Origin of the sequence: Parageobacillus sp. VR-IP (assembly GCF_013357975.1) — a bacterium.
In the GTDB taxonomy this organism is placed as follows: domain Bacteria; phylum Bacillota; class Bacilli; order Bacillales; family Anoxybacillaceae; genus Saccharococcus; species Saccharococcus caldoxylosilyticus.
The window spans coordinates 19,052-44,434 of the sequence record NZ_JABVYQ010000004.1 but is presented as its reverse complement, the minus strand read 5'-3'; the positions used below and the strand labels follow the sequence as shown (position 1 = coordinate 44,434).

Annotated in this window: 27 protein-coding genes, 1 pseudogene and 1 riboswitch; of the genes and pseudogenes, 12 read left to right on the top strand and 16 right to left on the bottom strand. The window is 44.0% G+C overall.

Translation table 11 applies throughout. From position 1 onward, the window contains the following. Nucleotides 1–8 precede the first annotated feature (8 nt). Together HT574_RS10865 and HT574_RS10860 are read right to left on the bottom strand one after the other, a co-directional pair. A complete protein-coding gene (locus tag HT574_RS10865) occupies nucleotides 9–1,109 on the bottom strand; it encodes a tetraprenyl-beta-curcumene synthase family protein (RefSeq protein ID WP_175244623.1) in 1,101 nt (366 codons plus the stop codon). Nucleotides 1,110–1,141: 32 nt separating this feature from the next. Further along, a complete protein-coding gene (locus HT574_RS10860) occupies nucleotides 1,142–1,933 on the bottom strand; it encodes an alpha/beta hydrolase (protein WP_175244622.1) in 792 nt (263 codons plus the stop codon). 87 nt (nucleotides 1,934–2,020) lie between these two features. Between HT574_RS10860 and HT574_RS10855 the strand changes: the two genes are divergently transcribed. Continuing rightward, nucleotides 2,021–2,542, top strand: a complete 522-nt coding sequence (locus tag HT574_RS10855; protein ID WP_175244621.1) for a gamma carbonic anhydrase — start codon at nucleotides 2,021–2,023, stop codon at nucleotides 2,540–2,542. A 45-nt stretch (nucleotides 2,543–2,587) separates the two neighbouring features. Further along, nucleotides 2,588–3,430: a C39 family peptidase gene (locus HT574_RS10850; RefSeq protein WP_175244620.1), complete on the top strand. Its 843-nt coding sequence runs from the start codon at nucleotides 2,588–2,590 to the stop codon at nucleotides 3,428–3,430. On the opposite strand, the gene asnB is transcribed toward HT574_RS10850, so the two are convergent. Both asnB and metK read right to left on the bottom strand, forming a co-directional pair. After that, nucleotides 3,427–5,337, bottom strand: coding sequence for an asparagine synthase (glutamine-hydrolyzing) (gene asnB, locus HT574_RS10845; RefSeq protein WP_175244619.1), 1,911 nt, complete (start codon nucleotides 5,335–5,337; stop codon nucleotides 3,427–3,429). The two genes, HT574_RS10850 and asnB, sit on opposite strands and share 4 nt — an antisense overlap. Nucleotides 5,338–5,538: 201 nt before the next feature. Beyond that, nucleotides 5,539–6,753, bottom strand: a complete 1,215-nt coding sequence (gene metK, locus HT574_RS10840) for a methionine adenosyltransferase (protein ID WP_175244618.1) — start codon at nucleotides 6,751–6,753, stop codon at nucleotides 5,539–5,541. 160 nt (nucleotides 6,754–6,913) lie between these two features. Beyond that, nucleotides 6,914–7,028, bottom strand: a riboswitch (SAM riboswitch). 184 nt (nucleotides 7,029–7,212) lie between these two features. Here metK and pckA point away from each other — a divergent pair. Continuing rightward, nucleotides 7,213–8,799 (top strand): phosphoenolpyruvate carboxykinase (ATP), encoded by a 1,587-nt coding sequence (gene pckA / locus HT574_RS10835; RefSeq protein WP_017434888.1) that lies wholly within the window; start codon nucleotides 7,213–7,215, stop codon nucleotides 8,797–8,799. A 30-nt stretch (nucleotides 8,800–8,829) separates the two neighbouring features. Here pckA and HT574_RS10830 read toward each other — a convergent pair whose 3' ends face one another. Then, on the bottom strand, nucleotides 8,830–9,072 hold the full coding sequence (locus HT574_RS10830) for a DUF2584 domain-containing protein (protein WP_175244617.1): 243 nt from the start codon (nucleotides 9,070–9,072) through the stop codon (nucleotides 8,830–8,832). 29 nt (nucleotides 9,073–9,101) lie between these two features. Then, nucleotides 9,102–9,890, bottom strand: coding sequence for an alpha/beta hydrolase family protein (locus HT574_RS10825; protein ID WP_175244616.1), 789 nt, complete (start codon nucleotides 9,888–9,890; stop codon nucleotides 9,102–9,104). A gap of 93 nt (nucleotides 9,891–9,983) precedes the next feature. Between HT574_RS10825 and HT574_RS10820 the strand changes: the two genes are divergently transcribed. Genes HT574_RS10820 through HT574_RS10810 form a run of 3 tightly spaced genes read left to right on the top strand, consistent with a single transcriptional unit; the run spans nucleotide 9,984 to nucleotide 12,566 of the window. Continuing rightward, nucleotides 9,984–10,982, top strand: a complete 999-nt coding sequence (locus HT574_RS10820; protein WP_175244615.1) for an ABC transporter substrate-binding protein — start codon at nucleotides 9,984–9,986, stop codon at nucleotides 10,980–10,982. A 17-nt stretch (nucleotides 10,983–10,999) separates the two neighbouring features. Beyond that, the gene (locus tag HT574_RS10815; protein ID WP_175244614.1) at nucleotides 11,000–11,773 is read left to right on the top strand and encodes an ABC transporter ATP-binding protein; all 774 of its coding nucleotides are present in this window, start codon (nucleotides 11,000–11,002) and stop codon (nucleotides 11,771–11,773) included. Beyond that, nucleotides 11,751–12,566 (top strand): ABC transporter permease, encoded by an 816-nt coding sequence (locus HT574_RS10810; protein WP_375154102.1) that lies wholly within the window; start codon nucleotides 11,751–11,753, stop codon nucleotides 12,564–12,566. The genes HT574_RS10815 and HT574_RS10810 overlap by 23 nt, the downstream gene beginning before the upstream one ends. Here the strand turns inward: HT574_RS10810 and ytkD are convergent. The 4 genes from ytkD to HT574_RS10790 all read right to left on the bottom strand — a co-directional run bounded on the left by ytkD (nucleotide 12,563) and on the right by HT574_RS10790 (nucleotide 14,503). After that, the gene (gene ytkD, locus HT574_RS10805) at nucleotides 12,563–13,042 is read right to left on the bottom strand and encodes an RNA deprotection pyrophosphohydrolase (RefSeq protein WP_175244612.1); all 480 of its coding nucleotides are present in this window, start codon (nucleotides 13,040–13,042) and stop codon (nucleotides 12,563–12,565) included. The two genes, HT574_RS10810 and ytkD, sit on opposite strands and share 4 nt — an antisense overlap. A gap of 91 nt (nucleotides 13,043–13,133) precedes the next feature. Continuing rightward, entirely contained in the window at nucleotides 13,134–13,469 is a 336-nt protein-coding gene (locus HT574_RS10800) for a hydrolase (protein WP_175244611.1), read from the bottom strand. A 74-nt stretch (nucleotides 13,470–13,543) separates the two neighbouring features. Then, nucleotides 13,544–13,921 (bottom strand): phage holin family protein, encoded by a 378-nt coding sequence (locus HT574_RS10795; RefSeq protein WP_217499512.1) that lies wholly within the window; start codon nucleotides 13,919–13,921, stop codon nucleotides 13,544–13,546. 141 nt (nucleotides 13,922–14,062) lie between these two features. Continuing rightward, nucleotides 14,063–14,503, bottom strand: a complete 441-nt coding sequence (locus HT574_RS10790; RefSeq protein WP_175244609.1) for a Dps family protein — start codon at nucleotides 14,501–14,503, stop codon at nucleotides 14,063–14,065. A gap of 209 nt (nucleotides 14,504–14,712) precedes the next feature. Here HT574_RS10790 and ytzI point away from each other — a divergent pair, with 209 nt between their 5' ends. Beyond that, nucleotides 14,713–14,850: a YtzI protein gene (gene ytzI, locus HT574_RS10785; RefSeq protein WP_175244608.1), complete on the top strand. Its 138-nt coding sequence runs from the start codon at nucleotides 14,713–14,715 to the stop codon at nucleotides 14,848–14,850. 32 nt (nucleotides 14,851–14,882) lie between these two features. Here ytzI and HT574_RS10780 read toward each other — a convergent pair whose 3' ends face one another. Continuing rightward, nucleotides 14,883–15,356 carry an S-ribosylhomocysteine lyase gene (locus HT574_RS10780; RefSeq protein WP_017434878.1) on the bottom strand — a complete coding sequence of 158 codons (474 nt, stop codon included), beginning with the start codon at nucleotides 15,354–15,356 and terminating at the stop codon, nucleotides 14,883–14,885. A gap of 155 nt (nucleotides 15,357–15,511) precedes the next feature. Here HT574_RS10780 and yidD point away from each other — a divergent pair, with 155 nt between their 5' ends. The 5 genes and pseudogenes from yidD (at nucleotide 15,512) to HT574_RS10755 (ending at nucleotide 18,893) form a co-directional block, all read left to right on the top strand. Next, the gene (gene yidD, locus HT574_RS10775) at nucleotides 15,512–15,751 is read left to right on the top strand and encodes a membrane protein insertion efficiency factor YidD (protein WP_017434877.1); all 240 of its coding nucleotides are present in this window, start codon (nucleotides 15,512–15,514) and stop codon (nucleotides 15,749–15,751) included. A gap of 345 nt (nucleotides 15,752–16,096) precedes the next feature. Then, nucleotides 16,097–17,257: pseudogene (locus HT574_RS10770) on the top strand (CobW family GTP-binding protein). A 97-nt stretch (nucleotides 17,258–17,354) separates the two neighbouring features. Continuing rightward, on the top strand, nucleotides 17,355–18,281 hold the full coding sequence (locus HT574_RS10765; protein WP_175244607.1) for a metal ABC transporter substrate-binding protein: 927 nt from the start codon (nucleotides 17,355–17,357) through the stop codon (nucleotides 18,279–18,281). A gap of 157 nt (nucleotides 18,282–18,438) precedes the next feature. Continuing rightward, nucleotides 18,439–18,600: a DUF1540 domain-containing protein gene (locus HT574_RS10760; protein WP_070104515.1), complete on the top strand. Its 162-nt coding sequence runs from the start codon at nucleotides 18,439–18,441 to the stop codon at nucleotides 18,598–18,600. 89 nt (nucleotides 18,601–18,689) lie between these two features. Beyond that, nucleotides 18,690–18,893 carry a hypothetical protein gene (locus HT574_RS10755; RefSeq protein WP_042407771.1) on the top strand — a complete coding sequence of 68 codons (204 nt, stop codon included), beginning with the start codon at nucleotides 18,690–18,692 and terminating at the stop codon, nucleotides 18,891–18,893. An 18-nt stretch (nucleotides 18,894–18,911) separates the two neighbouring features. Here the strand turns inward: HT574_RS10755 and HT574_RS10750 are convergent, their stop codons facing one another. From HT574_RS10750 to HT574_RS10730, 5 genes are all read right to left on the bottom strand, one after another. Continuing rightward, nucleotides 18,912–20,387, bottom strand: a complete 1,476-nt coding sequence (locus HT574_RS10750; protein WP_175244606.1) for an o-succinylbenzoate--CoA ligase — start codon at nucleotides 20,385–20,387, stop codon at nucleotides 18,912–18,914. Between the two features lie 83 nt (nucleotides 20,388–20,470). Beyond that, entirely contained in the window at nucleotides 20,471–21,289 is an 819-nt protein-coding gene (gene menB, locus HT574_RS10745) for a 1,4-dihydroxy-2-naphthoyl-CoA synthase (protein ID WP_017434871.1), read from the bottom strand. 1 nt (nucleotide 21,290) lies between these two features. Beyond that, nucleotides 21,291–22,100, bottom strand: coding sequence for a 2-succinyl-6-hydroxy-2,4-cyclohexadiene-1-carboxylate synthase (gene menH / locus HT574_RS10740; RefSeq protein ID WP_175244605.1), 810 nt, complete (start codon nucleotides 22,098–22,100; stop codon nucleotides 21,291–21,293). After that, nucleotides 22,097–23,851 (bottom strand): 2-succinyl-5-enolpyruvyl-6-hydroxy-3-cyclohexene-1-carboxylic-acid synthase, encoded by a 1,755-nt coding sequence (gene menD, locus HT574_RS10735; RefSeq protein WP_175244604.1) that lies wholly within the window; start codon nucleotides 23,849–23,851, stop codon nucleotides 22,097–22,099. The genes menH and menD overlap by 4 nt, the downstream gene beginning before the upstream one ends. Continuing rightward, complete coding sequence (locus tag HT574_RS10730; protein WP_175244603.1) at nucleotides 23,844–25,223, bottom strand: isochorismate synthase; 1,380 nt, start codon at nucleotides 25,221–25,223, stop codon at nucleotides 23,844–23,846. Before HT574_RS10730 ends, menD begins: the two co-directional genes overlap by 8 nt. Between the last annotated feature and the right edge of the window lie 160 nt (nucleotides 25,224–25,383).

Below are 25,383 nucleotides of genomic sequence, written 5' to 3'. Positions count from 1 at the left end.
GTCCCCTTTTAGGAAAGAGACAGCCTCTTTTGCTTCAAAGACGATGAAAGCTTGTTTTGCCATAAGCGATACGCTCTTCCGTTCCAGTAAAAAAACCAAGAAACGGCCCCGCCTGCACGGACAAGCTTCCTTGCAAGACAGCGAAGCTCCCGCTGTTTTTTCACTTTTTCATCCGATAAATATAGACCGAGAAGGCCTCGGTGAATAAGGCGGTGAAACTCTCCGTGCGGCAATGCATTCACATGACGGTCGGCTTCTTTAATAAAATGGTATAACCGTTCCAATAAAACAGACTGGCTTGGATAATAAAAACAGAAATTCAAATCTCCGCCTAACCGGTCTTCTTCCTGGTCAATCAAATAATCAAGCAAAATATGCAGCCCTTGTATATACGGAAAATAACCATCGCGTATTTGTTTGGCCATTTCCGCTTGAAATGTTTCGCTGAAGGCGTAAGCAACTAAACAAAAAATACCTAACGTAGAGCCGGAGCAGGCGGAAAACTCATACCATTCCATCGGCGGAAGCTGATCTTTATATTGTTTAAACCATTTTTCCAGGCGCGGCACACGCTCCTCGACGTGCACATGTTTATGCACCTGCAAATCGCAATAATATCCCGCTAGTTCGTGCAAAAATGGCACAATTTTATCGTAATGGACTGCTTTTTTCAAAACGTTTTGGCACGTGCGGACAAGGTCGCGCAAATAGCCGCCATCATCTTGTTCTTGGCGGTGGCGGTAATAATTCGCCACGTCGGCATCAAGCGATAGGGCAGCCGGCATCGATTCATGAAGGGCGCGGAAATCAAGCGGATCTAGCGACGTGCTTCGGTCACATAAATTATCCAAGTAATCGCTGATCGTTTGATACGCGACAATAAAGCGAATGCACTCTTCCATGTCCTCTCCGGCAAGCAGCGATAAAATGGCACCACCCTCGCAATGAAACGTTTTTGTTGCAATGCTGGTCAATGCTTGTCTACGCAACTCCGGGTCGGGAATACGCTCCGCTTTTTGTTTCCAATAAGCCAATTCGCGGTGTACAACGGGAAAAACGTCACAATATACTTTTTTCATTAATGTGATCGGATGCGTCGGTATTTTCAACAGGCTCACCTCAGATGCAGGAATGACATGATTTAACGATATAGCTGGCATTGTGTATCTAAAAATGATTTGGCGTAGAAAAAAACATCTTCCCGCTCTGGTTCATTAAAAATTTCATGGTATAATTGACTCCATTCTTTATACATTTTTTCCGAAATGGATAAACGATCAAACCATTCTTTTACCGCCTTTTTATCGATAATTTTATCGTCACCGCCCTGCATAAGCAGCAACGGAATATCAGGAAATTTCGCAATATGGTGAAACGCCAATTCCATCGCTTTCACCAGTTCGCGATACCAGCGGACAGATACTTTCGTCACATACAGCTCATCCTGTTGAGCGGTCTTGTGCACTTCTTTATTTCTTGTTACTAATTCAACAGACAAACCTGAGTCAAATAAAAGGGAAGGAGCGATATGATTCAATACTCTAGAGAGCAGATCAATCCCCTTGGACGGATGCGACACAAGCCCCAAACAAGGAGAAGATAAAATAACTCCACGGATCGGAAGACGTTTTTCCTGCAAGGTGCGGATTACTACAAGCCCTCCCATGCTGTGTCCAAGCAAAAATATTGGCACATGAAATTGTTGTGCTTCTTCAACCCACTCTGCCACTTCATTAATATATTCGTCAAACGATTGAATATGTCCACGTTTTCGCCGCGTTGTCCTTCCCTGGCCCGGCAAGTCTCCGGCGACGACATGATAGCCGCTTTGGATCAACTGCTCGATCAGCCATTGATACCGTCCGTGATGTTCAACCGCTCCGTGGACAATGACCACCGTTCCTTTTCCATCATTTGCCTCCCATTTCCACATGGCCAAATCTCCTCCATTTACGAATCGTGCCAATACTTGTACAATAATAATACCGAACCATTTTAGGAAAGGAAAGGAAAGAAGCTCATGATTTACCCGTATAAAGGAAAAATTCCAAAAATCGCTGAATCCGCCTTTATTGCCGATTATGTCACCATCACCGGTGACGTTATGATCGGGGAAGAAACAAGCATTTGGTTCAATACCGTCATTCGTGGCGATGTCGCCCCTACGATCATCGGTAATCGCGTCAATATTCAAGATAACTCAATTTTGCATCAAAGTCCAAATAATCCGCTTATCATTGAAGATGATGTCACCGTCGGACATCAAGTCATTTTACATAGCGCCATCGTCCGTAAAAACGCGCTAATCGGCATGGGCTCGATTATCCTTGATGGAGCGGAAATTGGCGAAGGGGCGTTTATCGGCGCCGGCAGCCTTGTTCCGCCAGGAAAAAAGATCCCGCCACATACCCTTGCATTTGGCCGCCCCGCTAAAGTCATTCGCGAACTGACCGATGAAGATGTCCGTGAAATGCAGCGAATCCGCCGCGAGTATGTAGAAAAGGGACAATACTATAAGGCTTTGCGGCTAAAACAAGGATAATCGTTCCTTATTCATTGTAGTTCCGATTAATGAAGGAGTAACGTTATGTCTACCGTCTTACTTCTTTTCATCATTGCTATCGCATTGTTTATTATATTTTTCCCAACAAAAGCATTATCGAAATCGGCACTTGTTTCTCTTTTTATGTTTTGTCTTCTTGCAGCACTGTTGCGCAATCAAGAAATGAGAGCAGCGATCGCACATTTAAAACAATCTTATTTAGCAAGGGAAGAAGCACTGATAGAGAATGTTATTTCTCCTTCTGCTGAAAAGAAAATCAAACCTTCTGTGCTGCTTGATGTGCCAGTCATTCGCCAACTTCCCGAATTGCCGCGCGGTTGCGAAGTAACGAGCTTGGCAATGCTTCTTGAGGACGTCGGTGTACAAGCCGATAAACTGACGCTTGCTAAACAAATAAGAAAAGACCCCACTCCGTTTCAGCGAAAAAATGGCAAAGTGTATTTTGGCAATCCAAACAATGGCTTTGTTGGCGATATGTACTCACTCACCACACCAGGCTTAGGTGTGTATCATAAGCCAATTAAGCAACTTGCTGAAACGTATCTACCCGATAGAATCATTGACTTAACAGGAAGCGACTTTTCCGTGTTGCAGCAATATCTTTCGAAAGGAGTACCGATTTGGATCATTACCAACAGCACGTATAAAGAACTGCCGGAATCCGCTTTTCGCGAATGGGAAACGCCGAGCGGACCAATTAAAATTACGTATTACGAGCACTCCGTTGTAATTACAGGATATGGCCAAGATTTTATTTATTTCAACGATCCACTTACAGGCGAAAAAAATAAAAAAGCACCCAAGACCGATTTTTTGGCTGCTTGGGTGCAAATGGGAAGACAAGCCATCACCTATCAACCTGATTAGCTTAATAGGAGGTGCTTGTCTTCTTTATATGCTTTTTTATATAGGTTGGAAAAATCATATTTTTTTTCGATATATACTTGGTGCCAAATCATAAAGACTAGCACAGTCCAGATTTTCCGGCTATGATCCGCTTTATTGGCGCAGTGCTCCTCTAACAGGCGATATAGCACATCTTTATGGAACAAGTGATCCGTTTCACTTTCTTTGATAACGGTTTTCGCCCAATCGTACATTTCATTTTTCAGCCAATGGCGAATTGGTACTGGAAAACCAAGCTTCTTGCGCTGAAGAACATGATCGGGAACAATGCCTTCTGCCGCTTTGCGTAAAATGTATTTCGTTGTATTATTAGCCGTTTTCATTTCTGGTGGAATTTTTGCTGCCACTTCAAAGACGGCTTTATCTAAAAACGGAACGCGCAATTCCAACGAATGTGCCATTGTCATTTTATCGGCCTTTAGCAAAATATCCCCGCGCAACCATGTATGAATATCAATATATTGCATACGGTTGACAGGAGGATAATGAGTGGTTTCCTCATAAAATGGACGGGTAATGATTGTATATTCCAGTCCGCGCTTGTATGCTTTTAGCAAGTTCTCTTTTTCTTCTTCGCTATACATTTTTGCGTTTCCTATATAGCGTTCTTCCATCGGCGTTAACCCGCGCTCGATGAAGCTTTTCCCTTTTACCCCTTCTGGAAGAATGCGGGCGATGATGCGCAATGCCGATTTTGCCGCGCCAGGCATCCACTCAAACATTTTTAATGACTGTGGTTCACGATAAATGTTATACCCTCCAAACAGCTCATCCGCTCCTTCTCCAGAAAGAACAACCGTTACATGCTTTCTTGCTTCGCGGGCGACGAAATAAAGCGGAACAGCCGCTGGATCGGCAAGCGGATCATCCAGATGCCAAATGATTTTCGGCAGTTCTTCCATGTATTCTTCTGGCGAAATAACGTAGCTGATGTTTTCCACCCCTAATTTCTCAGCCGTTTCTTTCGCTACCCCAATTTCGCTAAATCCTTCTCTTTCAAAGCCGACCGAAAAAGTTTTAAAGTTTGGATGAAATTGTTTGGCAATCGAAGCAATGAGCGAAGAATCGATTCCGCCGGATAAAAAAGAGCCAACCGGCACATCGCTGCGCATATGTACCCGCACGGAATCAAACAAAACATCGCGAATCTCTTTGACGAATTCATCTTCTGATTTCCATACTGGCTGAAACCGCGCTTTCCAATAACGGTGTACCGTTAATGGTTCACCGATTTTCTTTTTGATGTAATGACCCGGCTCTAATTTATTAATGCCAACAGACATTGTCATTGGCTCAGGCACGTATTGATATGTTAGGTAATGCTGAAGCGCGTCATAATCGAGAACATTGTTTTCCGTCGCATGCAAGATGCTTTTCTTTTCCGATGCAAAAAACGTCCGCCCTTCTTCTTCAAGATAGAAAAATGGTTTAATGCCAAATGGATCACGTGCGGCAAAAATCGTTTTTTCTTCTTTATCCCAAATGACAAATGCAAACATGCCACGAAGCTTCTCTACCGCTTTTTCTCTTTCATGGCTATATAGCGCAATAATCACTTCCGTATCAGAATGTGTGGCAAATTCGTATCCCTTCGCATACAACTCTTCGCGTAGCTCAATATAGTTATAAATTTCTCCATTAAAAATAATCCAATATCGCTCGTTTGCGTACGATAACGGTTGATGACCCCCTTCTAAGTCGATAATGCTCAACCGACGAAAGCCAAAATGGACATAGTCATCGAAAAAATACCCCTCGTCGTCTGGACCACGGTGCGTGATCATATTATTCATTTCTTCAAACGTTTTCTTCCATTGCTCGTCTAGCACTTTTGGATGATCATAAACACATCCAATAAACCCGCACATGTGTATTTCACCCATTTCTTTATATTCATTCAGCATGCTGATTATATCATAGATTTGAAGCAATAAAACTATAAAATTTCCTTTTTTAAATACACCGTTAACATATCGATTGCAAAACCACTGAAATAACTTAATCTGCTTTTTTGAACAAAAAAAAAGAGAGCTACAGTTGCTGTAACTCTCCTTTCCATATTCATTAATTTATTGTTGCTTCGACAAGGAAAAAGCTTGCTTTTTCAATGTTTCTGCTTTATCCGTGCGCTCCCACGGCAGGTCGATATCCGTGCGTCCAAAATGGCCGTAAGCAGCTGTTTGCTTGTAAATCGGACGACGCAAATCTAACATTTTAATAATGCCTGCCGGGCGCAGATCAAAGTTGTTGCGCACGACTTCAATTAAAATGTCTTCCGATACTTTTCCTGTGCCAAATGTGTCAATGAAAATCGAAACCGGTCTTGCTACCCCGATCGCATAGGCTAGCTGCACTTCGCACTTATCGGCAAGTCCTGCCGCCACGATATTTTTCGCCACATAACGGGCCGCATATGCCGCAGAACGGTCTACTTTTGTCGGATCTTTTCCAGAGAACGCACCGCCGCCGTGACGGGCATAGCCGCCGTACGTGTCTACAATAATTTTCCGTCCTGTTAAACCTGCATCCCCTTGAGGTCCGCCGATGACAAATCGTCCTGTCGGGTTAATAAAGTATTTTGTGTTTTCATCGATGAGCTCGTTTGGCACAACCGGCTTAATGACATGTTCTTTAATGTCGCGTTCAATTTGCTCTTGCGTAATTTCCGGATGATGCTGTGCGGATACGACAATCGTATCCACGCGTACTGGTTTGCCGTTTTCGTCATATTCTACCGTTACTTGTGTTTTGCCATCTGGACGTAAATATGGCAAAATATCCTTTTTCCGTACTTCAGCCAAACGACGGGCTAAACGATGCGCCAAAGAAATCGGAAGCGGCATTAATTCTTTCGTTTCATTGCAGGCAAATCCAAACATCAGTCCTTGGTCTCCGGCACCGATTGCTTCGATTTCCTCGTCAGTCATCTGACCTTCACGAGCTTCTAACGCTCGATCGACCCCCATCGCGATATCCGGCGACTGCTCGTCAATCGATGTCAACACGGCGCATGTATCCGCGTCAAAACCGAATTTGGCGCGCGTATAGCCGATTTCGCGAACCGTATCGCGAACGATTCTTGGAATATCCACATATGTCGATGTCGTAATTTCTCCGCTTACGAGCACAAGCCCTGTTGTCACGCTCGTTTCGCAGGCGACACGAGCATTCGGATCTTTTTCTAAAATCGCATCTAAAATCGCATCGGAAATTTGGTCGCAAATTTTATCCGGATGACCTTCTGTTACAGACTCTGAAGTAAATAAACGTCTTTTTTTTGACATTCGGCATTTTCCTCCTCTTTCCTTAATCAAACATCAAAAAATGATGATGCCGCAAACGGCGGGCGATACGGTACTCATTTCCCTTATTTCATTTTCTCATATAAAAAAACCTTTCCTGTAACGGTGAGGAAAGGTCATTGCAATCGTATTGCTCCTTTCACTCTTATCGTTCAAGGACATCGCCTTGCCACAGGTTAGCACCATTTCACATGTTTCCAGTTGTGACGGTTGCTGGGCTTCATTGGGCCTGTCCCTCCACCGACTCGGGATAAGAGTATCCGTTCAATGACTTATCTTATCGTAATGAAACGGGAAAAGTCAACAAAATATGGCGAATTTTTTTTGAAAAAAAAAGGAAAAATAAATAAAATAAATCGTCATAAATAGTATGGACTAATAACAAAAATGTGTTATACTATTTGAAGAGATTATTTAAATAAAAAAAGGCAGGTTTTGAACATGGGGATCGCAAAAATGACCAATAAGCTTTCATTATTATTGCAACAACCAAACGTATTTCATAATTTATCGGTAGCCCAGCTGGTGGAAAAAGTGTTGCAGCGAAAGGAAGGCCAGTTAACAGCTACTGGGGCGGTAGCGGTAACAACAGGAAAGTATACAGGACGCTCGCCGAAAGATAAATACATTGTCGAAGAAGCCGCAACGAAAGAAAAAATCGATTGGGGAACCGTCAACCAGCCAATTTCGGAAGAAGTGTTTGAAAACTTATATAATAAAGTGCTTGATTATTTAATGAAACAAGATGAGATTTTTGTCTTTAAAGGATTTGCCGGCGCTGATTCTAAATATCGTTTGCCGATTCAAGTTATCAACGAATTTGCTTGGCACAATTTATTTGCCCATCAATTATTTATTCGCCCAAGTGCAGAGGAATTACAAACACACGAAGCGCAATTTACGGTGATCTCTGCTCCAAATTTCAAAGCAGATCCTGCGGTGGACGGAACAAGATCAGAAGCGTTTATTATCATTTCTTTTGAACGCCGCATCGTATTAATTGGCGGCACAGAATACGCTGGCGAAATGAAAAAATCGATTTTTTCGGTGATGAACTATTTGCTTCCGGAACAAGGGATTCTTTCTATGCATTGCTCGGCCAACGTTGGCAAAGAAGGAGATGTTGCATTATTTTTCGGGCTGTCGGGAACAGGAAAAACGACGCTTTCCGCTGATCCAAACCGCCGCTTAATCGGTGATGACGAACACGGCTGGTCAAACCGCGGCATCTTTAATATCGAAGGCGGATGCTATGCGAAATGCATCAACCTATCCCGCGAAAAAGAACCGCAAATTTTTGACGCCATTGGGTTCGGAGCAGTGCTTGAAAACGTGGTGGTTGACGAACAGACAAGAATGCCAGATTACGATGATGCGACATTAACGGAAAATACGCGAGCTGCTTATCCGATTCAGGCCATTGCCAATATCGTGGATCCAAGCGTCGCCGGCCACCCATCAACGATTATTTTCTTAACCGCAGACGCGTTTGGCGTATTGCCGCCAATTAGCAAACTGACGCGCGAGCAAGCAATGTACCATTTCTTAAGCGGCTATACGAGCAAGCTCGCCGGCACTGAACGGGGAATCACTTCTCCGCAAGCTACGTTCTCTACTTGCTTCGGCGCTCCATTTTTGCCGCTCCCGGCCGTGCGCTATGCGGAAATGCTCGGCAAAAAAATCGTTGAACATAACGTGCGGGTATTCCTCGTCAACACTGGTTGGACCGGCGGGGAGTACGGAGTCGGCAGCCGCATGAAGCTGGCTTACACGCGAGCAATGGTGCAAGCAGCGGTCGAAGGAGAACTGGACAATGTCGAAACGGTGAAAGACCCTATTTTCGGCTTGGCCATTCCGCTTCATATTCCAGGAGTGCCAGATGAAGTGCTGCAGCCGCAAAATACATGGGCGGATAAAAATGCATATGAACAAAAAGCAAAAGAGCTGGCCGCAAAATTCCGCGCAAACTTCCAAAAATTCAAGCATATTGCACCGGAAATTGAAGCGCTTGGAGGTCCGCTTGTATAATCGAAAAGGAGGGAGCAATTCCCTCCTTTTTTAATTCGTTGAATGCAAGGCGACAAGCTCATACGTGACAATCGTCCGATTATCAGCAAGTTCCAGTTTTTTCACCACCGCTTGACCGCTCGCTTCGCTTTGCAGCGTTCTTCTAACCTCTAGCGGAATATCAAGAGGATAAAGGCGATATCCTTCTTTTTCTAAAATAAACAAATTATCTTTTACACGCCTTTCATTTCCTTTTGTGACAATCAGCGTTTGCAGCTCCAGCGGCATGCCCATTGCAACACACCCCTTTTCTTTTTATCATATCATACATTCGGCTGACTTTTCATCCATTCTGTCAACCTCCGGACGGTCTCGCGATTTTCTTTTGGTGGAAAATAATGCGTAAAATGTGGAAAATACCATGTTGTCACTTGCTTATTTAATTCTTTCAGTCTTTTCTCCAGACGATACGCATGCTCAATCGAAACATTGCGGTCTTTTTCCCCATGAATGATTAAGACAGGAGCATGAATTTTCTCCATTTCGTATAATGGCGTCCGCCAGCGGTATCGCTCTGGATATTTTGTAGGTGTGCCGCCGATGACCCGCTTCATCATTCTCCGCAAATCTTCCCGCTCCCAATAGGTAAGCGCTACATCGGATACTCCGCCCCATACGGCAACAGAACAAACCCGCGGCTCTAAAATCGCCGTATGCAGCGCCATCGCTCCCCCGCGGGAAAAACCAAAGACATGAATCCGCTTTTCATTCACGTTTGGATGCTGCTGCAGCAGCCGAAACGCGGCAAGCGCATCATAGCGGTCTTCCCCGGCAAAATCTTCATTTCCTTCCCCACCTTGGTTGCCGCGGTAAAACGGCGCCATCACGACAAATCCGTACGCGGCAAACTGGGTAATGCGCGCCAGACGTACTTTCCCGACATTTTTAATGCCGCCGCGCAAATATAAAAAACCGTCATACACTTCAGACGCTTTCGGTATGGCCAAAAAGCCTTTTATTTTTAATCCTTGGCATAAATAGGTGACAAGAAATACATCAATATGCGGATTAGGGGAAGGAAAGCGATATTGCTGGACAATATATCCATCCATCACCATTTCCTCCTTTCCATTAGGCATTCACACATTTTTTTTGTTTGCATACGATAAGGTGGAAGTAAGTTACTTGTTAAGGAGGCTGCCTGCATGAAAAAAGTGGCCATAATGTCGCTTTTTCTCTTTCTCCTTATTATTCCTCTGGCCGCTTGCGGACAACAAAAAGAGGAGGAAGTAAAAAAGATACGGCTTGCGGAAGTGACTCGCTCCATATTCTATGCCCCACAATATGTCGCTCTGGCAAAAGGATTTTTTAAAGAAGAAGGATTAGACATAGAACTCACCACCACGTGGGGCGGCGATAAAACGATGACTACCCTTCTTTCCGGCGGAGCCGATATTGCCCTTGTCGGATCGGAAACATCGATTTATGTCTACAGCCAAGGCACAAACGATCCAGTCATTAACTTCGCACAACTCACACAGACAGACGGGACATTCCTCGTTTCCCGCCATAAAATTGACAACTTCAGTTGGGATCAGCTGAAAGGAAGCACCTTTCTCGGCCAGCGCAAGGGCGGCATGCCGCAAATGGTCGGCGAATTTGTGCTGAAAAAACACGGCATTGATCCACATAAAGATTTAAACCTTATTCAAAATGTTGATTTTGCTAATATCGCCAACGCTTTTGCCAGCGGCACGGGCGATTTCGTCCAGCTTTTTGAACCAACGGCAAGCATTTTTGAACGGGAAGGAAAAGGATATATTGTCGCCTCATTTGGCACGGAATCCGGCCATGTGCCATATACCACTTATATGGCAAAACAAAGCTTTATCCATAAAAATAAAGATGCGGTTGAAAAATTTACACGCGCTATCTATAAAGCGCAGCAATGGGTAGAGTCGCACAGCGCGGCGGAAGTAGCAAAAGTGATTCAGCCTTACTTTAAAGATACGGATCTTTCCATCATTGAAAAAGTTGTTGACCGCTATAAAAGTCAAGGCACCTATGCTACGAATCCGATTTTAGATAGAAAAGAATGGAATAATTTACAAAATATTATGGACGAAGCAGGCGAACTGCCGAAACATATCGATCATAAAACACTTGTCGATAATTCATTTGCCGAAAAAGCGATGGCTAAATAACGAAAGCGGGTGAAAGGATGAGCTTTTTAGTCGTCGACCGCGTTTCCCACACTTATTTTACCGAAAAAACTGCCGTGGCGGCCCTTGAAAATATCTCTCTGACCGTAGAGAAAGGAGAATTTGTCTCCTTTCTCGGCCCCAGCGGCTGCGGCAAAACGACGTTGCTTTCCATTATCGCCGCTTTAATTGAACCGACGGAGGGAGCGGTATTTATTGAAGGGAAAAAATTAGGCCGCTTCCATCCAACGGCAGGGTATATGCTGCAGCAAGATTATTTGTTTCCTTGGAAAACCATCGAAGAGAATATTTTGCTCGGTTTAAAAATCATGGGGAGATTAACGGAAGAAACAAAAAGACGAGCCCTTGACTTGCTTGCCTACATCGGCCTAAAAGGCGTCGAATCGCATTATCCTAACCAACTGTCCGGCGGCATGCGCCAACGGGCCGCACTTGTGCGCACGTTGGCGACAGACCCAAAAATGCTCCTGTTAGATGAGCCATTTTCCGCCCTTGACCAGCAAACGAAATTAAAACTGGAAGAGTTAGTATGGAAAACATTAAAAGAATACGGAAAGACAGCGGTGCTTGTCACTCATGACATCGGGGAAGCGATTGCGATGAGCGACCGTATTTTTCTGTTCTCGGCAAAGCCAGGACGCATTATGCATACGTTTATGGTTCCCGATGAATTGCGGCGCTTATCGCCATTTGCCGCCCGTCAGCACCCTGCCTTTTCCGCGCTATTCCAATCCATTTGGAAGGAGCTGGATGAACTTGAAACAAACCAGTGAACGTATCCAGTCTCTCCATCAGCAATACATCGCTTTACTGAAAAAAGAAAAACGGGTCATTCGCCTGTTTCAGATCATAATCTTTATCGCCTTTTTCATCTTATGGGAGGCAGCCAGCCGCTTTCATTGGGTCGATCCGCTATTGTTTAGCTCCCCATCAGCGATTTGGAGCCTATTTGTAGAAAAGCTCAGCGATCACTCGCTTTTAACCCATACGTTCGTTACACTGTTTGAAACCATATTGGGATTTATTATCGGCACGGTAGCCGGAGCATTGTTAGGAGCGGTGCTCTGGTGGTTCCCGCGCCTATCGAAAACGCTCGATCCATATTTAGTCGTCTTTAACGCCATGCCAAAAGTGGCGCTTGGTCCTATTCTCATCGTCGCACTCGGTCCGGGATTCACTTCTATCATTGCGATGGGTGTGATTATTTCTGTCATCATCACCACGATTGTTGTTTACTCTTCCTTCCAGGAAGTGGATGCGAACTATTTGAAAGTATTGCAAACATTCGGCGCCACCCGCTTCCAATGCTTCAAGGAAGCGGTGCTGCCATCCTCGTTCCCGACGATTATTTCGACGTTAAAAGTCAATGTCGGCTTGTCCTGGGTCGGCGTCATTACCGGCGAATTTCTCGTTTCTAAACAAGGGCTCGGCTATTTGATTATTTACGGATTCCAAGTGTTTAATTTTACATTGGTGTTAATGAGTCTGCTTGTTATTGCCCTGTTGTCGACTGTGATGTATCAGATCGTCACCTTCATCGAAAAGAAATTGATAAAACATCGCTAGAGACGTTCGTGGCAAGATAAAGAACGTCTCTTTATTTCTTCTAATGCCCGCGGAAGCACCTCATCTTTCATTATAAAACTAAACCGTTTATCTGTACGGATGTTTTCCGGCAGTGTCGGAAGCAGTACCGGACCGTTTGTTTCTAAATAGGACGGCTGCTTCACCATCGCGGCGATTTCCGCAAAATAGATGTTTTTTACCATATCCGGTTCGACTTTATATTGGCCGATATAAGTGAGCGAACGAATCAGCCCTCCTGTTTCTTCCTTCACTTCCCGAATCGCCGCTTGCTCCGGTGTTTCTCCCTTTTCTACTTTCCCGCCTGGAAATTCTAATCCGCGTCTCGGATGATCCGTTAAAAGCCATTGTCCATGGTAGCGGCAAATAATCCATACGTGGCCCGGATGCGCAGAAAACGGATGATCCGTAAACGACAGCCTCACTCGATTGCCATAATAGTCGAAAAATGTATACATGATTTCCAACAACCTCGTTCCTGTTTATCTCTCTTTTCATTATACGACAAAATATTCATCAAAAAAGCCGCCAATATGAATGGCGACTTTTTTATGAATCGAGCTCCTCTTCTGGAATGATGCCAAGCGAACGGATATGTGCTTTTGCTTCTTCATTTCCAAGCTTGTAAATCAGCTGATAGATTTTCATTAAGGTTCTGTCGTAGGCATCATTCTCACGGTCATAATGGTATTGCACATACGGAACGTGGGCGCGGAAAAACGCTTGCCAGTCTGTAGAATAGTTTTGGTCAAAATACTCCCGCAATTGAATAATTTCATCATCTGTCGCTTCAATTTGAAAATCCCATGGAGAAGCGGTTTTTACTCGCGAGATTTCTCCCGTTGCAAGGGATACATAATACGTCTTTTTTTGCTGCTCCGCCACAGTTGTCATCTCCTTATGATATTTCCTTTATTGTTTTAGTGTGGGTGAAGGCAAAAAAAATTATGCTCAAAAAATCATTTTACTTCATCTTTGAACAATTCAATCGCCTTTCGCAAAACCGTAGGAATCGGAACACCCGCACGCCCGGCATTTTCTACAATAGAAATAAATTCATTCGCAATATAGAAAAAAATGATGATATCGCGAATAAAATGGCTGCCCCAGCCAATAGCGGTATCTAATAAATGCGAAACAGCAACTAAAACAAAAATAAGCAGCTTGCGGACAATGCCACGGAAACCGACTTGACTGGATAGCTTCCCCTCCATCGCACTTGCAATCATTCCTGTGACATAATCGACAGCGACAAAACAAAGCAAAATAACAACTAATGAATCCACTCCTCCGATGAAAAACGAAACAACGGAGCCTGCCAGCGAAAATCCCAGCATTGACGTATATTTGTGCACGCTCCTCCCCCCTTAAACAAGTGAGCACTACTATCGTATGCAGAAAAGAGGGAAGGAGTATAGACAACTCTCTAAAAAACCACTCCTTCATCCACCAAGGAGTGATCGGTTAGTATCCATTTTTTAACGTCCAAGAAATGATTTTAGCATCCATACATGTTTTTCCAAACTTTTATAAATGCCAAGCAGCATATCTTCTGTCGCCTTGTCACCTACTTCATCAGCAACCTGCATTCCTTCTTTTAATTCGCCGATCATTGTTTCAAAATCACTCACAATAGTCGCCACCATTTGTTCCGCCGATTCTTGCCCAGTCGCCTCTTTGACAGAAGCTTGTTCCAGGTATTCCTTCATCGTCGCCACCGGCGCTTCGCCAAGAGCAAGAAGGTGTTCGGCGAGATCATCAATATGATGTGCCGCTTCATCATATAGCTGTTCAAATTTTTCATGGAGTGTAAAAAATTGCGAACCCTTCACATACCAATGATAATTATGCAATTTAATGTAAAGAACGCTCCAGTTGGCAATTTGCTTATTTACAATATCCGTTAATTGTTTTGACATATCCCATTCCTCCTCTAATATGGATGTACCCAATTTGGATAACCTCGAGATATATTCATAATCGAACTATATTATTTCCTAATTGCCTAATGTATATTTATTACCAATAATTTACAAATTTGCACCATTTGTTTATTCATCGTGCAAAGCGTCATCACACCAATGCGATGGCAATATGTTACAATGAAAAGAAAAATGGTGAATCCGTGATGTATCTCACTTTAGCGGTTTTATTGATCATTGTCGCACTCATTCTTGCTTTGGCAGTGATTACGACATCAAAAGCAAACGAATACAAGCATACGATCGACCCGCCACCTGAAGAGGATCATTCGCAAAATAAGTAAGGCTATCATCATGTTGATGATAGCCTTACCAATTATCCAAATACTTTCTTTAACTCTTCCTTATCTTGCTCCAACCAGAAGCGCATGAGCCGCTTTGCCCCTTCCAGGTCGTGCAGCTTCGCTTGCCCGCATTGCCGCTCTGTCGCCGCTGGGACTTCCGTTGCGTTTAGCGCATCTTTCATCGTTTCCTCAAGCAAATCAATGATTTCATCCACTGTCGGTGATCCGCTCACAACAAGATAAAATCCTGTTTGGCAGCCCATCGGCGAAATATCGATGATATCAAAATGATCGTACTTTTCTGCATGTTTACGCATCGTGTAAGCGAGCAAATGCTCAAGAGTATGAATCGCAGCTGGCTGCATCGCTTGCTTATTTGGCTGGCAAAAGCGAATATCGAATTTATTGACGACACCATCGCTTCCAACTTTATGGACACCGCAATGTCTCACATATGGCGCTTTTACCGCACAGTGGTCCAACTCAAAACTTTCCACCGAAGGCATGTATATCACTCCTACTCTGTTTTCTCTTTTCATCATACACCGAAATCCGATTTTTTTCATCCTTTTTGTATAGATTGTCGCAGGATAATACGGTATTTGTTTCATATTTATGATACATTATGAATAGAATCATTTATTCGTTAGGTGTGTGGCAAATGGCAAAAAAATTACTGATTTTGTTCATCCGTTTTTATCAAATTTTTATTTCTCCGCTAAAACCGCCGACATGCCGATTTTATCCGACCTGCTCGCAATACGGCCTAGAGGCGGTGAAACGGTTTGGCGCCATTAAAGGCGGCTGGCTGACGATCAAACGAATTTTAAAGTGCCATCCATTCCACCCGGGCGGATTTGATCCTGTTCCGGAAAAACAGCAAAATAGCAAGAAATCGTGAGCGGTAATGGATGATATGGCATAACAATAAAATCTTTGCCTTTCATAGCTATCCCTTTCACCGTCTACGAGAACGGGAAAAAACATCTCATAACGCTATTATGCCTGATCTGTTTTTCGTTTAATTCCGTCAAAATAGAATTATTTTGAATGCACATAACAGAGTTTGGGCCGTTCATGAACGCCCCTTATTTTATTATATATATGTTATAAAACGAATATATGTTATAAAACGAAAATATTATCACCTATAAGATCAGCATCACTGTTTCTGTTTGGCCCATTTTCTTGTATGATTAACCATAAAAAATCGTAATGATTACGATTATTTATCGGAGAGGAGAAAATAACAACGAAAAGAATACCTGTTACTGTATTAAGCGGTTATCTTGGTTCAGGGAAAACGACGCTGCTCAATCATATCTTGCAAAATAGAGAAGGAAAGAAAATCGCAGTTATTGTGAATGATATGAGCAAAATAAATATTGATGCTGAACTGATTCGACAAGGCGGTTTTTCTCGCACCGAAGAAAAGCGGGTGCAAATTCAAAACGGCCGCATCTGTTGTACATTACGTGAAGATTTAATCAAAGAGGCGGAAAAACTAGTAGACGCTGGAAACATTAATTATATTGTCATCGAATCCAGTAGCGCAAACATTTACGTACATTGACGAAGGGCTAGGAATTGGACCTGACAAAAAAATGTCGCTTGGATACAATGGTTACAGTTCTCGGCGAGAATCGCTTTTGGGCTGATTTTGTATCAGGTGAAAGCTTGCTTGACCGCAAACAAGCTGTTGATGAAACGGATACACGTGAAGTGGCGGACTTGCTGATTGATCAAATCGAATTTGCCAACGTTATTATACTAAATAAAGTTGACCTTATTAGTCCTGAAGGTGAGAAAGAACTTGAAGGTGTGTTAAAAAAGTTAAACCCGGGAGCGAAAATTATACAAACGACATTCGGTCAAGTGCCACTGGACAAAATTTTAAATACCCATTTATTCGACTTTGAAAAAGCTAGTCAAGCTGCAGGATGGATTAAAGAATTGAATGAAGAACATACTCTAGAAACAGAAGAGTATGGCATCTCTTCGTTTGTTTATCGCAGAAGACGTCTGTTTCATGAATTGGCTTGAGAATTAGCCGGTTAAAGTTGTTCGCGTTCGCGCAAAAGGCTTTTTCTGGCTTGCTTCAAGAAATGACATGCGCGGTCTTTTATCACAGGCAGGAACATCCATTATGATTCAAGGAGCTGGTGAATGGGTCGCTGTTTATCCGGAAACTGAACGTCAACAAATTCTGAAAGAGGACCCTGAGTTGCACGCTAAGTGGGATGAAACATATGGAGATCGCATGACGGAACTCGTCTTTATCGGCATTGACATGAATCGCCAGGAAATTGAAACGTCCTTAAATGAGTGTTTGCTGACAGATGAAGAAATGAAACAAGATTGGGCAACATTTTTGGATCCTCTTCCTGAATTTGCTGTTGCCCAATAAATTTATTATTTTAGTTCTCAAATCGTAATGATTACGATATAATAGCAAATGGCCTTATTGCGCCGCCTGCATCATTCTAATGAGGAAGGGAATTGTTATGAAAATAAAATCACTACTTTTATCGCTACTGCTCGTTATATCTGGCATTTTATATGGCTGCAGCAAAGAAACAAAGGAGCAGCAAGGCAAAAAAGACGTTTTAATGATTTATACGACCGTTTATCCGCTTCAAGACTTTACAGAAAAAATTGGCGGAAAATATGTACATGTACAAAGTATTTATCCTCCAGGTGTCGAAGCACATACCTTCGAACCCACAACTAAAACGATGAAGCAATTGGCTGATGCCGACGCGTTTATTTATATTGGACAAGGGATGGAAAGCTTCGCCGATAAAGTAAAAGAAACATTAAAGAATGAACAGGTTCATTTTCTCGCTGCTACTAAAGGGATCGACTTGCTAGATTCTACTCATGAAGAGCACGAAGATGAGCACCACGGCGATAAAGACCCACACGTCTGGCTTGATCCGATTCGTTCCATCACTATAGCGGAAAATATCCGTGATTTGCTCATTGAACTAAAACCAGAAAAGAAAGAAACATTTATGAAAAACTTTGAAATATTGAAATCCAAACTGGAAAATCTTGATCAGCAATTCCAAACGGTCATAAAAGAATCGCCAAAAAAAGAAATTCTTGTAGCACACGCAGCTTACGGATATTGGGAAGACCGCTATGGCATTAAACAATTGAGCGTTTCCGGGCTTTCACCGACAAACGAACCATCCCAAAAAGAACTAGCTGAATTGATTAAAACAGCCAAACAACATCACATCAAATATGTCATTTTTGAGCAAAACGTCACATCCAAAATAGCAGAAATCGTCAAAAAGGAAATCGGTGCGGATGCATTGCGTTTCAATAATTTAGAGTCCCGCACAGATGAGGACATAAAAGGAAATAAAGATTATTTTGACTTAATGAAGGAAAATATTTCTGTACTAAAAAAAGCATTGCGATAAGGAGTTGTCCTGCCTTTCTGAATGAGGCAGAACAATTCTTTTTTTGTATAAATGCAAATATTTTCAATAAAACTGTTGATTATTTCCTTCATAAATTTTTTACAAACACCCAAACTAAAAACGTAGTTTATTTTCTTACTAACGAGGAGGAATAGAGATGGCAAAAGATGTTCTTTGTGAAGTAAGAAACTGCCATTATTGGGCCGAAGGAAACCGGTGCAGTGCGGAATCGATTTATGTCGTAAGCCATGCGGGGAAAATGGCGGCCGATTCGACGGAAACGGATTGCAAAACATTTGTCCCTGCGAACAACGCATAACTATTTTGATTGGATGCGCTGTCTTTTTGGCTTTTTAACGTCAAAAGACAGCGCTTACATAGTTTATTTAAAAAGAGAGGCGACGTATTATGGCAAAAAGAGACAGCTTAATTAAAGCATTCAAAGAAGAAGTAAAACGGACAAATCCAATGACATTTCCGATCTGCGTCGACTCATTTACAAATTTATGGCAATATGAATTCGGATCCTTGGAAGATCTGCCGCCGGAAGTGGAAAAATTGATTGCCCACCGAGCAATCGAATTAGGTTTAATGGACGAAGACAGATTTTAACAACTGGGCTTGTCCTAATCAAGCCCAGTTGTCATCGTTAGGTATAAGCGATTTTAACTGACGGCGCAACAATTTTTGCGACGCGTTGCGTGGAAGCTGGTCGACAAAATAAATTTGCTTTGGAACTTTATACTTGGCTAAACGTTCCTGGCAAAACTGTTTTAGCTGTTCAGCAGTGACAGAATAGCCGCTTTTTTGTTTGACAAACGCACATGGCACTTGTCCCCATGTTTCATCGTCGATTCCGGTTACTCCTGCTTCTTCCACCGCCTCATGGGAAAGAAGCACCGCTTCGACTTCCGCCGGATACACATTCTCTCCACCGGAAATAATCAAATCAGAACGGCGGTCTAATACGTATAGAAACCCGTCTTCATCAACATACCCGATATCTCCGGTGTAAAACCAGCCGTCCCGAATCGCTTCTTTTGTCGCCTCTTCCCGATGCAAATATCCTTTCGTCACATTTGGTCCTTTTACGACAATTTCCCCTGATTCATACGGACGGGCCGGTTGCCCATCTTTTTCAATACGAAGCTGCGCAGGAAAAAGAGGTTTTCCTGCGGAACCGAGCTTCGCTAAACTATATTCCGGCGCCAATGTGACAATTTGTGATGCTGTTTCCGTCATGCCATATGTCTGATAAACAGGAATCCCCTTTTCTTTGCATGCCTCTAGCAGCGGCTTTGGGGCAGGCCCACCACCAAGCAGCATGCAGCGAAACGTTTCTGGATACCGTCTTTCACCAAGATCGGCAAGCATTTTTTGCAGCATCGCTGTGACGACGGACATGATCGTTACTTTCCCATCCATGATTAAATCATTTGCTTTTTGCGCATCAAAGGAAGGCATCACATACATGCCCATCCCGTATATGACGCTTCTCATCATAATCGACAAACCACTGATATGAAACAGCGGAACAGCGGCTAGCCAGCAATCATTTTCATGCAACCCTAAATTTAAGGCCGAGCCGATGGCGCTCCACCAATGATTGCCGTACGTTTGCAATACCCCTTTTGGCTTTCCCGTCGTTCCTGACGTATACATAATGGTGGCGACATCATCGAAATGATAATGCGATTGAAACTCCACGTCTGTCTCCGGCAATGCCGCCAATTCCTTTATTGTCACCACGCGAATGTCTGACTTAACAAGATCTGCCAGCTTCTCATCGGCAATCACGCATACGGCACCACTATCGTTTAATTGCCACACAAGCTCATGGGATGTTAAACGTATATTTTGCAATAGCGCGATGGCTCCGATATAATGAAGCGCATGAATCGTTTCCACCATCGCGATGCTGTTTCTCATCAGCACCGCAATGATATCTCCTTGGCGCACCCCTATGCCTGCTAATTGCCGCGCCCGTTTTACTACAGACTCGTGAAGTTCGCCAAACGTCTTTTTCTGACATCCATCATCGACAGCAGGGCGTTGTGGCGTTAAAAAAGCGCGTTGCATCAACCAGTTTGGTATGACTGTTTGCATGATGACACTCTCCTTTTTTCCATAAAGAAACAGCTTGATGGAGTACATCAAGCTGCATTAGCAATGATATGTTTCCGCTTTTCTCACGGAAAACGCGGAAATTGTTGAAAGTTTGGTTTGCGTTTTTCTTTAAACGCATCTCGTCCTTCTTTCGCTTCATCGGTCGTATAGAACAATAATGTTGCGTCACCGGCCAGCTGCTGAATGCCGGCTAACCCATCGGAATCAGCGTTAAACGCTGCTTTTAAGAAGCGGATCGCCGTCGGGCTTTTTTCTAAAATTTCCTGCGCCCACTTGACGGTCTCTTCTTCTAATTGCTCGAGCGGTACTACTTTATTGACGAGCCCCATTTCCAGCGCTTCCTGCGCCGTATATTGACGGCATAAATACCAAATTTCACGAGCTTTTTTATGGCCGACAATCCGCGCTAAATAGCCAGCACCATATCCGCCGTCAAAGCTTCCTACTTTTGGACCAGTTTGTCCAAAAATTGCGTTGTCTGCCGCAATCGTTAAATCACATACGACATGCAATACATGACCGCCGCCGATTGCATATCCCGCCACCATCGCGATGACTGGTTTTGGGATCACGCGAATCAACCGTTGCAAATCCAACACATTTAAGCGTGGAATTTGATCCTCGCCGACATAGCCGCCGTGACCGCGAACCTTTTGGTCCCCTCCAGAACAAAACGCTTTTCCGCCTGCTCCCGTTAAAATAATGACACCGATTTTGGAGTCATCACGTGCATATGAAAAGGCGTCGATCATTTCAGCAACCGTTTTTGGACGGAACGCGTTATGTACTTCCGGGCGATTAATGGTGATTTTGGCAATGCCGTTATACGTTTCATATATAATATCCTCGTACTCGCGTTCCTTCACCCATTCAATAGCCATTTTACTCTCCTCCTCTAATGAACTCACTTACTATTTTAGCAAAAATCTCTCGTTGTTCCACATGAATTGCATGCCCCGCTTGGGAAACTGTGACCATTTTGCAATCTGGCAAATGCTCTTTCATTTCTTCAGCAATTCGACAAAACTTTTCATCCCACTCTCCGCATATCAGTAACGTCGGCGTGTTCACTTCTGACAACCGATTCCACCATGAAGGCTGTTTCCCTGTCCCCATTCCGCGCAGGCTATTGGCCAGCCCGATTTTATTATTTTTTAACCGTTCCTTACGTATTTCCTCCTGAACGCTAGACGGCAGCTGCTTTTGCGACGCAAACAGCGGCAGCTTTTCCCACTTATCGACAAAAGCAGCAATTCCACATTGTTCAATTTCCCGCGCCAACACCTCATCGTTCTCTCGCCGCTTCCATCTTTCTTGCTCTGTCTTTAAACCTGGGGAACTGCTCTCAAGCACCAACTTGCGAACACGATGAGGATAAAGGATTGCAAACGTTAAGGCAAGCCTTCCTCCCATCGAATACCCTAACACATGGACGTCCTCTACATGAAGATGGCGCAATAGTTCATTCAGATCAGCAGCCGCTCGCTCGATTTCATACCGCGCCGGGTCATGCGGCGAATCAGTAAGACCATGGCCGATGATATCGACCAGAATCAACCGAAATTCCCGCCAATATGGAAGAAACGGTTTCCACGTTTCCATGCTCCCAGTAAATCCATGCAAGAGCAAAAGCGGCTCGCCACTCCCATATTGTTCGACATGATAGGAAACACCGTTCACCAAAATGTTCATGCCATTCTCCTTTTTCCGAGAAATTCTGCTATTTCCTGGGAAACCCTTTCCCACAAAAGACGATGAGTTTTTACATTCGCCTCCCTGGATGTACATACCTCAATCACATGAAGGCCATCTGTGGTGAGCGAACGGGCAACATGATGACGAAATTCGTCCCATGTTTTGCTGTTTTGGTAATTCCCTTCGTACATGCGAACAGCGTGCATAAATTGCAAATCGGTCGGCGTGCCAAACAGCATTTCGAAATGTTTTTTATGGTTTGCTTGCGGCAGGAACGAGAAAATTCCGCCGCCATTATTATTGAGAACGATAATTGTCGCATGTAATCCATGCATTTTTGCCGCCAACAGCCCGTTTAAGTCATGATAAAAGGAAAGATCACCGATGACGAGCACGAGCGGTTCGGCAACGGCGCTGGCCCCCAGCGCGCTCGACACGACACCATCAATCCCGTTGGCGCCGCGGTTCGCCAAAATGCGAATTTGCTTGTCTGTCGTAAAGAAAAAGGTATCGGCATCGCGGATCGGCATGCTGTTGCCGACAAATAAAGTAGCGCCGCTTGGCAGCAGTTGTGAAAGTTCAGTAAACACTTTTCCTTCAAATAATTCGCTTTCCGCTTGTTCCTCTAGGAGAACGGATTTCGCAATATCGTTGATCGCTTTCCAAGTTGCGGACCATTCGCTTTTTCTCAATTTTCGTCCCGCCATTTCAATGAGTTGGCGGCAAAATTCTACTTCATCGCAGTGTACCATATATGATGCCATCAATGTCGGTTCCCGCCATCCTCCGCCGCCATCTACTACAATTTGCCGGATGGATGGATATCGTTTCAGTAGCAGAAATAACGGTTTGGAAACCGGCATGGCGCCAAAACGGATCACGACATCCGGCACCAATGAAGCAGCAATCATTTCATCTTTTAATATCGCATCATAGCAATCAATAATATACTCTTTGGAATGAGATCCACTGCGCAACTGGGAAAGCGGATCCGCTAAAATCGGATAGTCCAACATTTCCGCTAACTCGGTAACCGCCTCGGTAAATTCCGGATAGTCCATTGGCCCGCAGACGATTAATCCGTTTTTGACGGAAACGAGTTGGTGATATAATTCACCAAGCTGTTTTCTATCAACGGTTGCTTTTCCGGCAATAACCTTTGTATAAGACGGTTCTTTCGCTTCGATCTGTTGCCATGTTTCTTTCTGAATCACCGGCATAAGCGGTTCACGAAGCGGAAAGTTTAGATGAACCGGCCCCGCCGGAGCACTCATTGCTATGCTCGCTGCTCTTGCTGCCATCGTCCGTGCATAGCGAAGCATCTCTGGTGTTCTTTCCGGAAGAGCCATTTCGACAAACCATTTGGCATACTTTCCATATATGTTTAATTGATCAATGGCCTGCGGCGCGCCAACATCGCGCAATTCGTGCGGACGGTCCGCCGTAACGACGACAAGCGGGATCCGTGAGTAATACGCTTCCACTAGCGCCGGAAAATAATTGGCAGCCGCCGTTCCTGACGTACAAAGAAGGGCGACCGGATGCCGTTTTGCTTTTGCCATACCAAGGGCAAAAAAGGCAGCAGAACGTTCATCTAAGTTCATATGTATGCGCATTTCCGGATGCTCCACCATCATGATCGCCAGTGGGGTCGAGCGTGATCCTGGACTGACAACAACGTCTCGTACTCCCGTTTTTGCTAATTCATCCACAAACGCAGCAATATATAAGGTTAGTGACTCATTCATCTTGTCCCACTCCTAGCGCCGATAACATTGGAATAAATTTCACTTTCGTCTCCTCATACTCGCTGATTGGATCGGAATCACCGACGATACCGCAGCCGGCAAAAATCGATACCTCTTGTCCTTGCAACAGACCCGAACGGATGGCGACGGCGAATTCCCCGTTCCCTTCCGTATCCATCCATCCGATTGGACCGGCATACCATCCTCTGTCTAACGGCTCCACCTCGCGGATTTCTTTGACTGCTGCTTCTCGCGGTGTTCCACCTAACGCAGGGGTTGGGTGCATCTTCGCCACCATCGATAAAATAGAGGAAGCGCGGCAATGCTCTCCAATAACCGGCGTATATAAGTGTTGAATGTTTGGCAATTTTAACAGCTGTGGAGAAGGCGGCATGTAGACGCGTTCGCAAACCGCTTCCATCGCCTCTTTGATCATTTGGACAACAAAGTGATGTTCGTGAAGATTTTTTTCATCATGCAGCAGCCACTCGCCAAGCTGTTCGTCTTCCTGAACGGTTTTTCCGCGACGGATCGATCCCGCTAAACAAGTAGAGTAACATGCATCGCCTTCCTTTTTTACCAGCTGCTCCGGAGAAGCGCCAATAAAGCATTGCCCTTCTTGTTCAAACGCAAACAGATAGCTAAACGGCTGCTGTTCGCGTAGTTGCCGGAGCACCACGCTTGCCTCCACCCGATCCGCAAACGATAAGCGCGCCTCCCTCGCCAGCACCACTTTATCAAACTTCCCGCTATGAATGTTGGCGATCGTTTGTTTCACCGCATCGAACCACTGTTCCGTTTGTTTTTCTTCATATTTCCTCACGGAAGGCAAAGAATGGATCGGCGCCCGCCCTTCATGTAACAGCCGAAACAACGTTTCTATTTTTTCCATGATTTCCCCACTCTGTCCGGAACGCACTGTCACGGTTAATGTCGCTTTTCCACCTTTGCTCGCTAAAAGAACAGCTGGCACCAGCATTTTCGCATGCGGAAAAGCGCGCCATTTTTCCGTGTGCGGTTTGTAAGGATCAAACGAAAAGCCTCCAAATAGGATGGGCCCCATCTTTATTCCGTTAGAATAATGATCTGTCTGTTCTACCCATTGCTTCCACTGTGTTTCTACCGTATGAAACCGCTCTTCTTTTTCTTCCGTTTCGATCACATACGTGCAACCAAGTCCAACATAAACGGTCTCATTGGTGCGGTCCCCCCAAAAAAAGCGCTCACGGAAAGAGCATATTGGTCCTAATGAAAAAAAATAAACCGGATCTACATCGTTCAATTCCTCCGTCCAACTAATAAACGGCCGCTTTGTTCTTTTCTCGATGAGATGCAATCGTTCGCGAATTTTATGCTGGTATAAAATTGCCACTGTAATCCCGCTTTCTTCATTAAGTTTATTACCTATTTCCTATCTTCCATTATATATAATAGGAAATAATTTATCTATTCGAAAGGGGTTGACACCTTATAAACGTTTTCCTACACTTATTGTGAATGTTTATCGAACATTATTCTATCCGAATATGAGG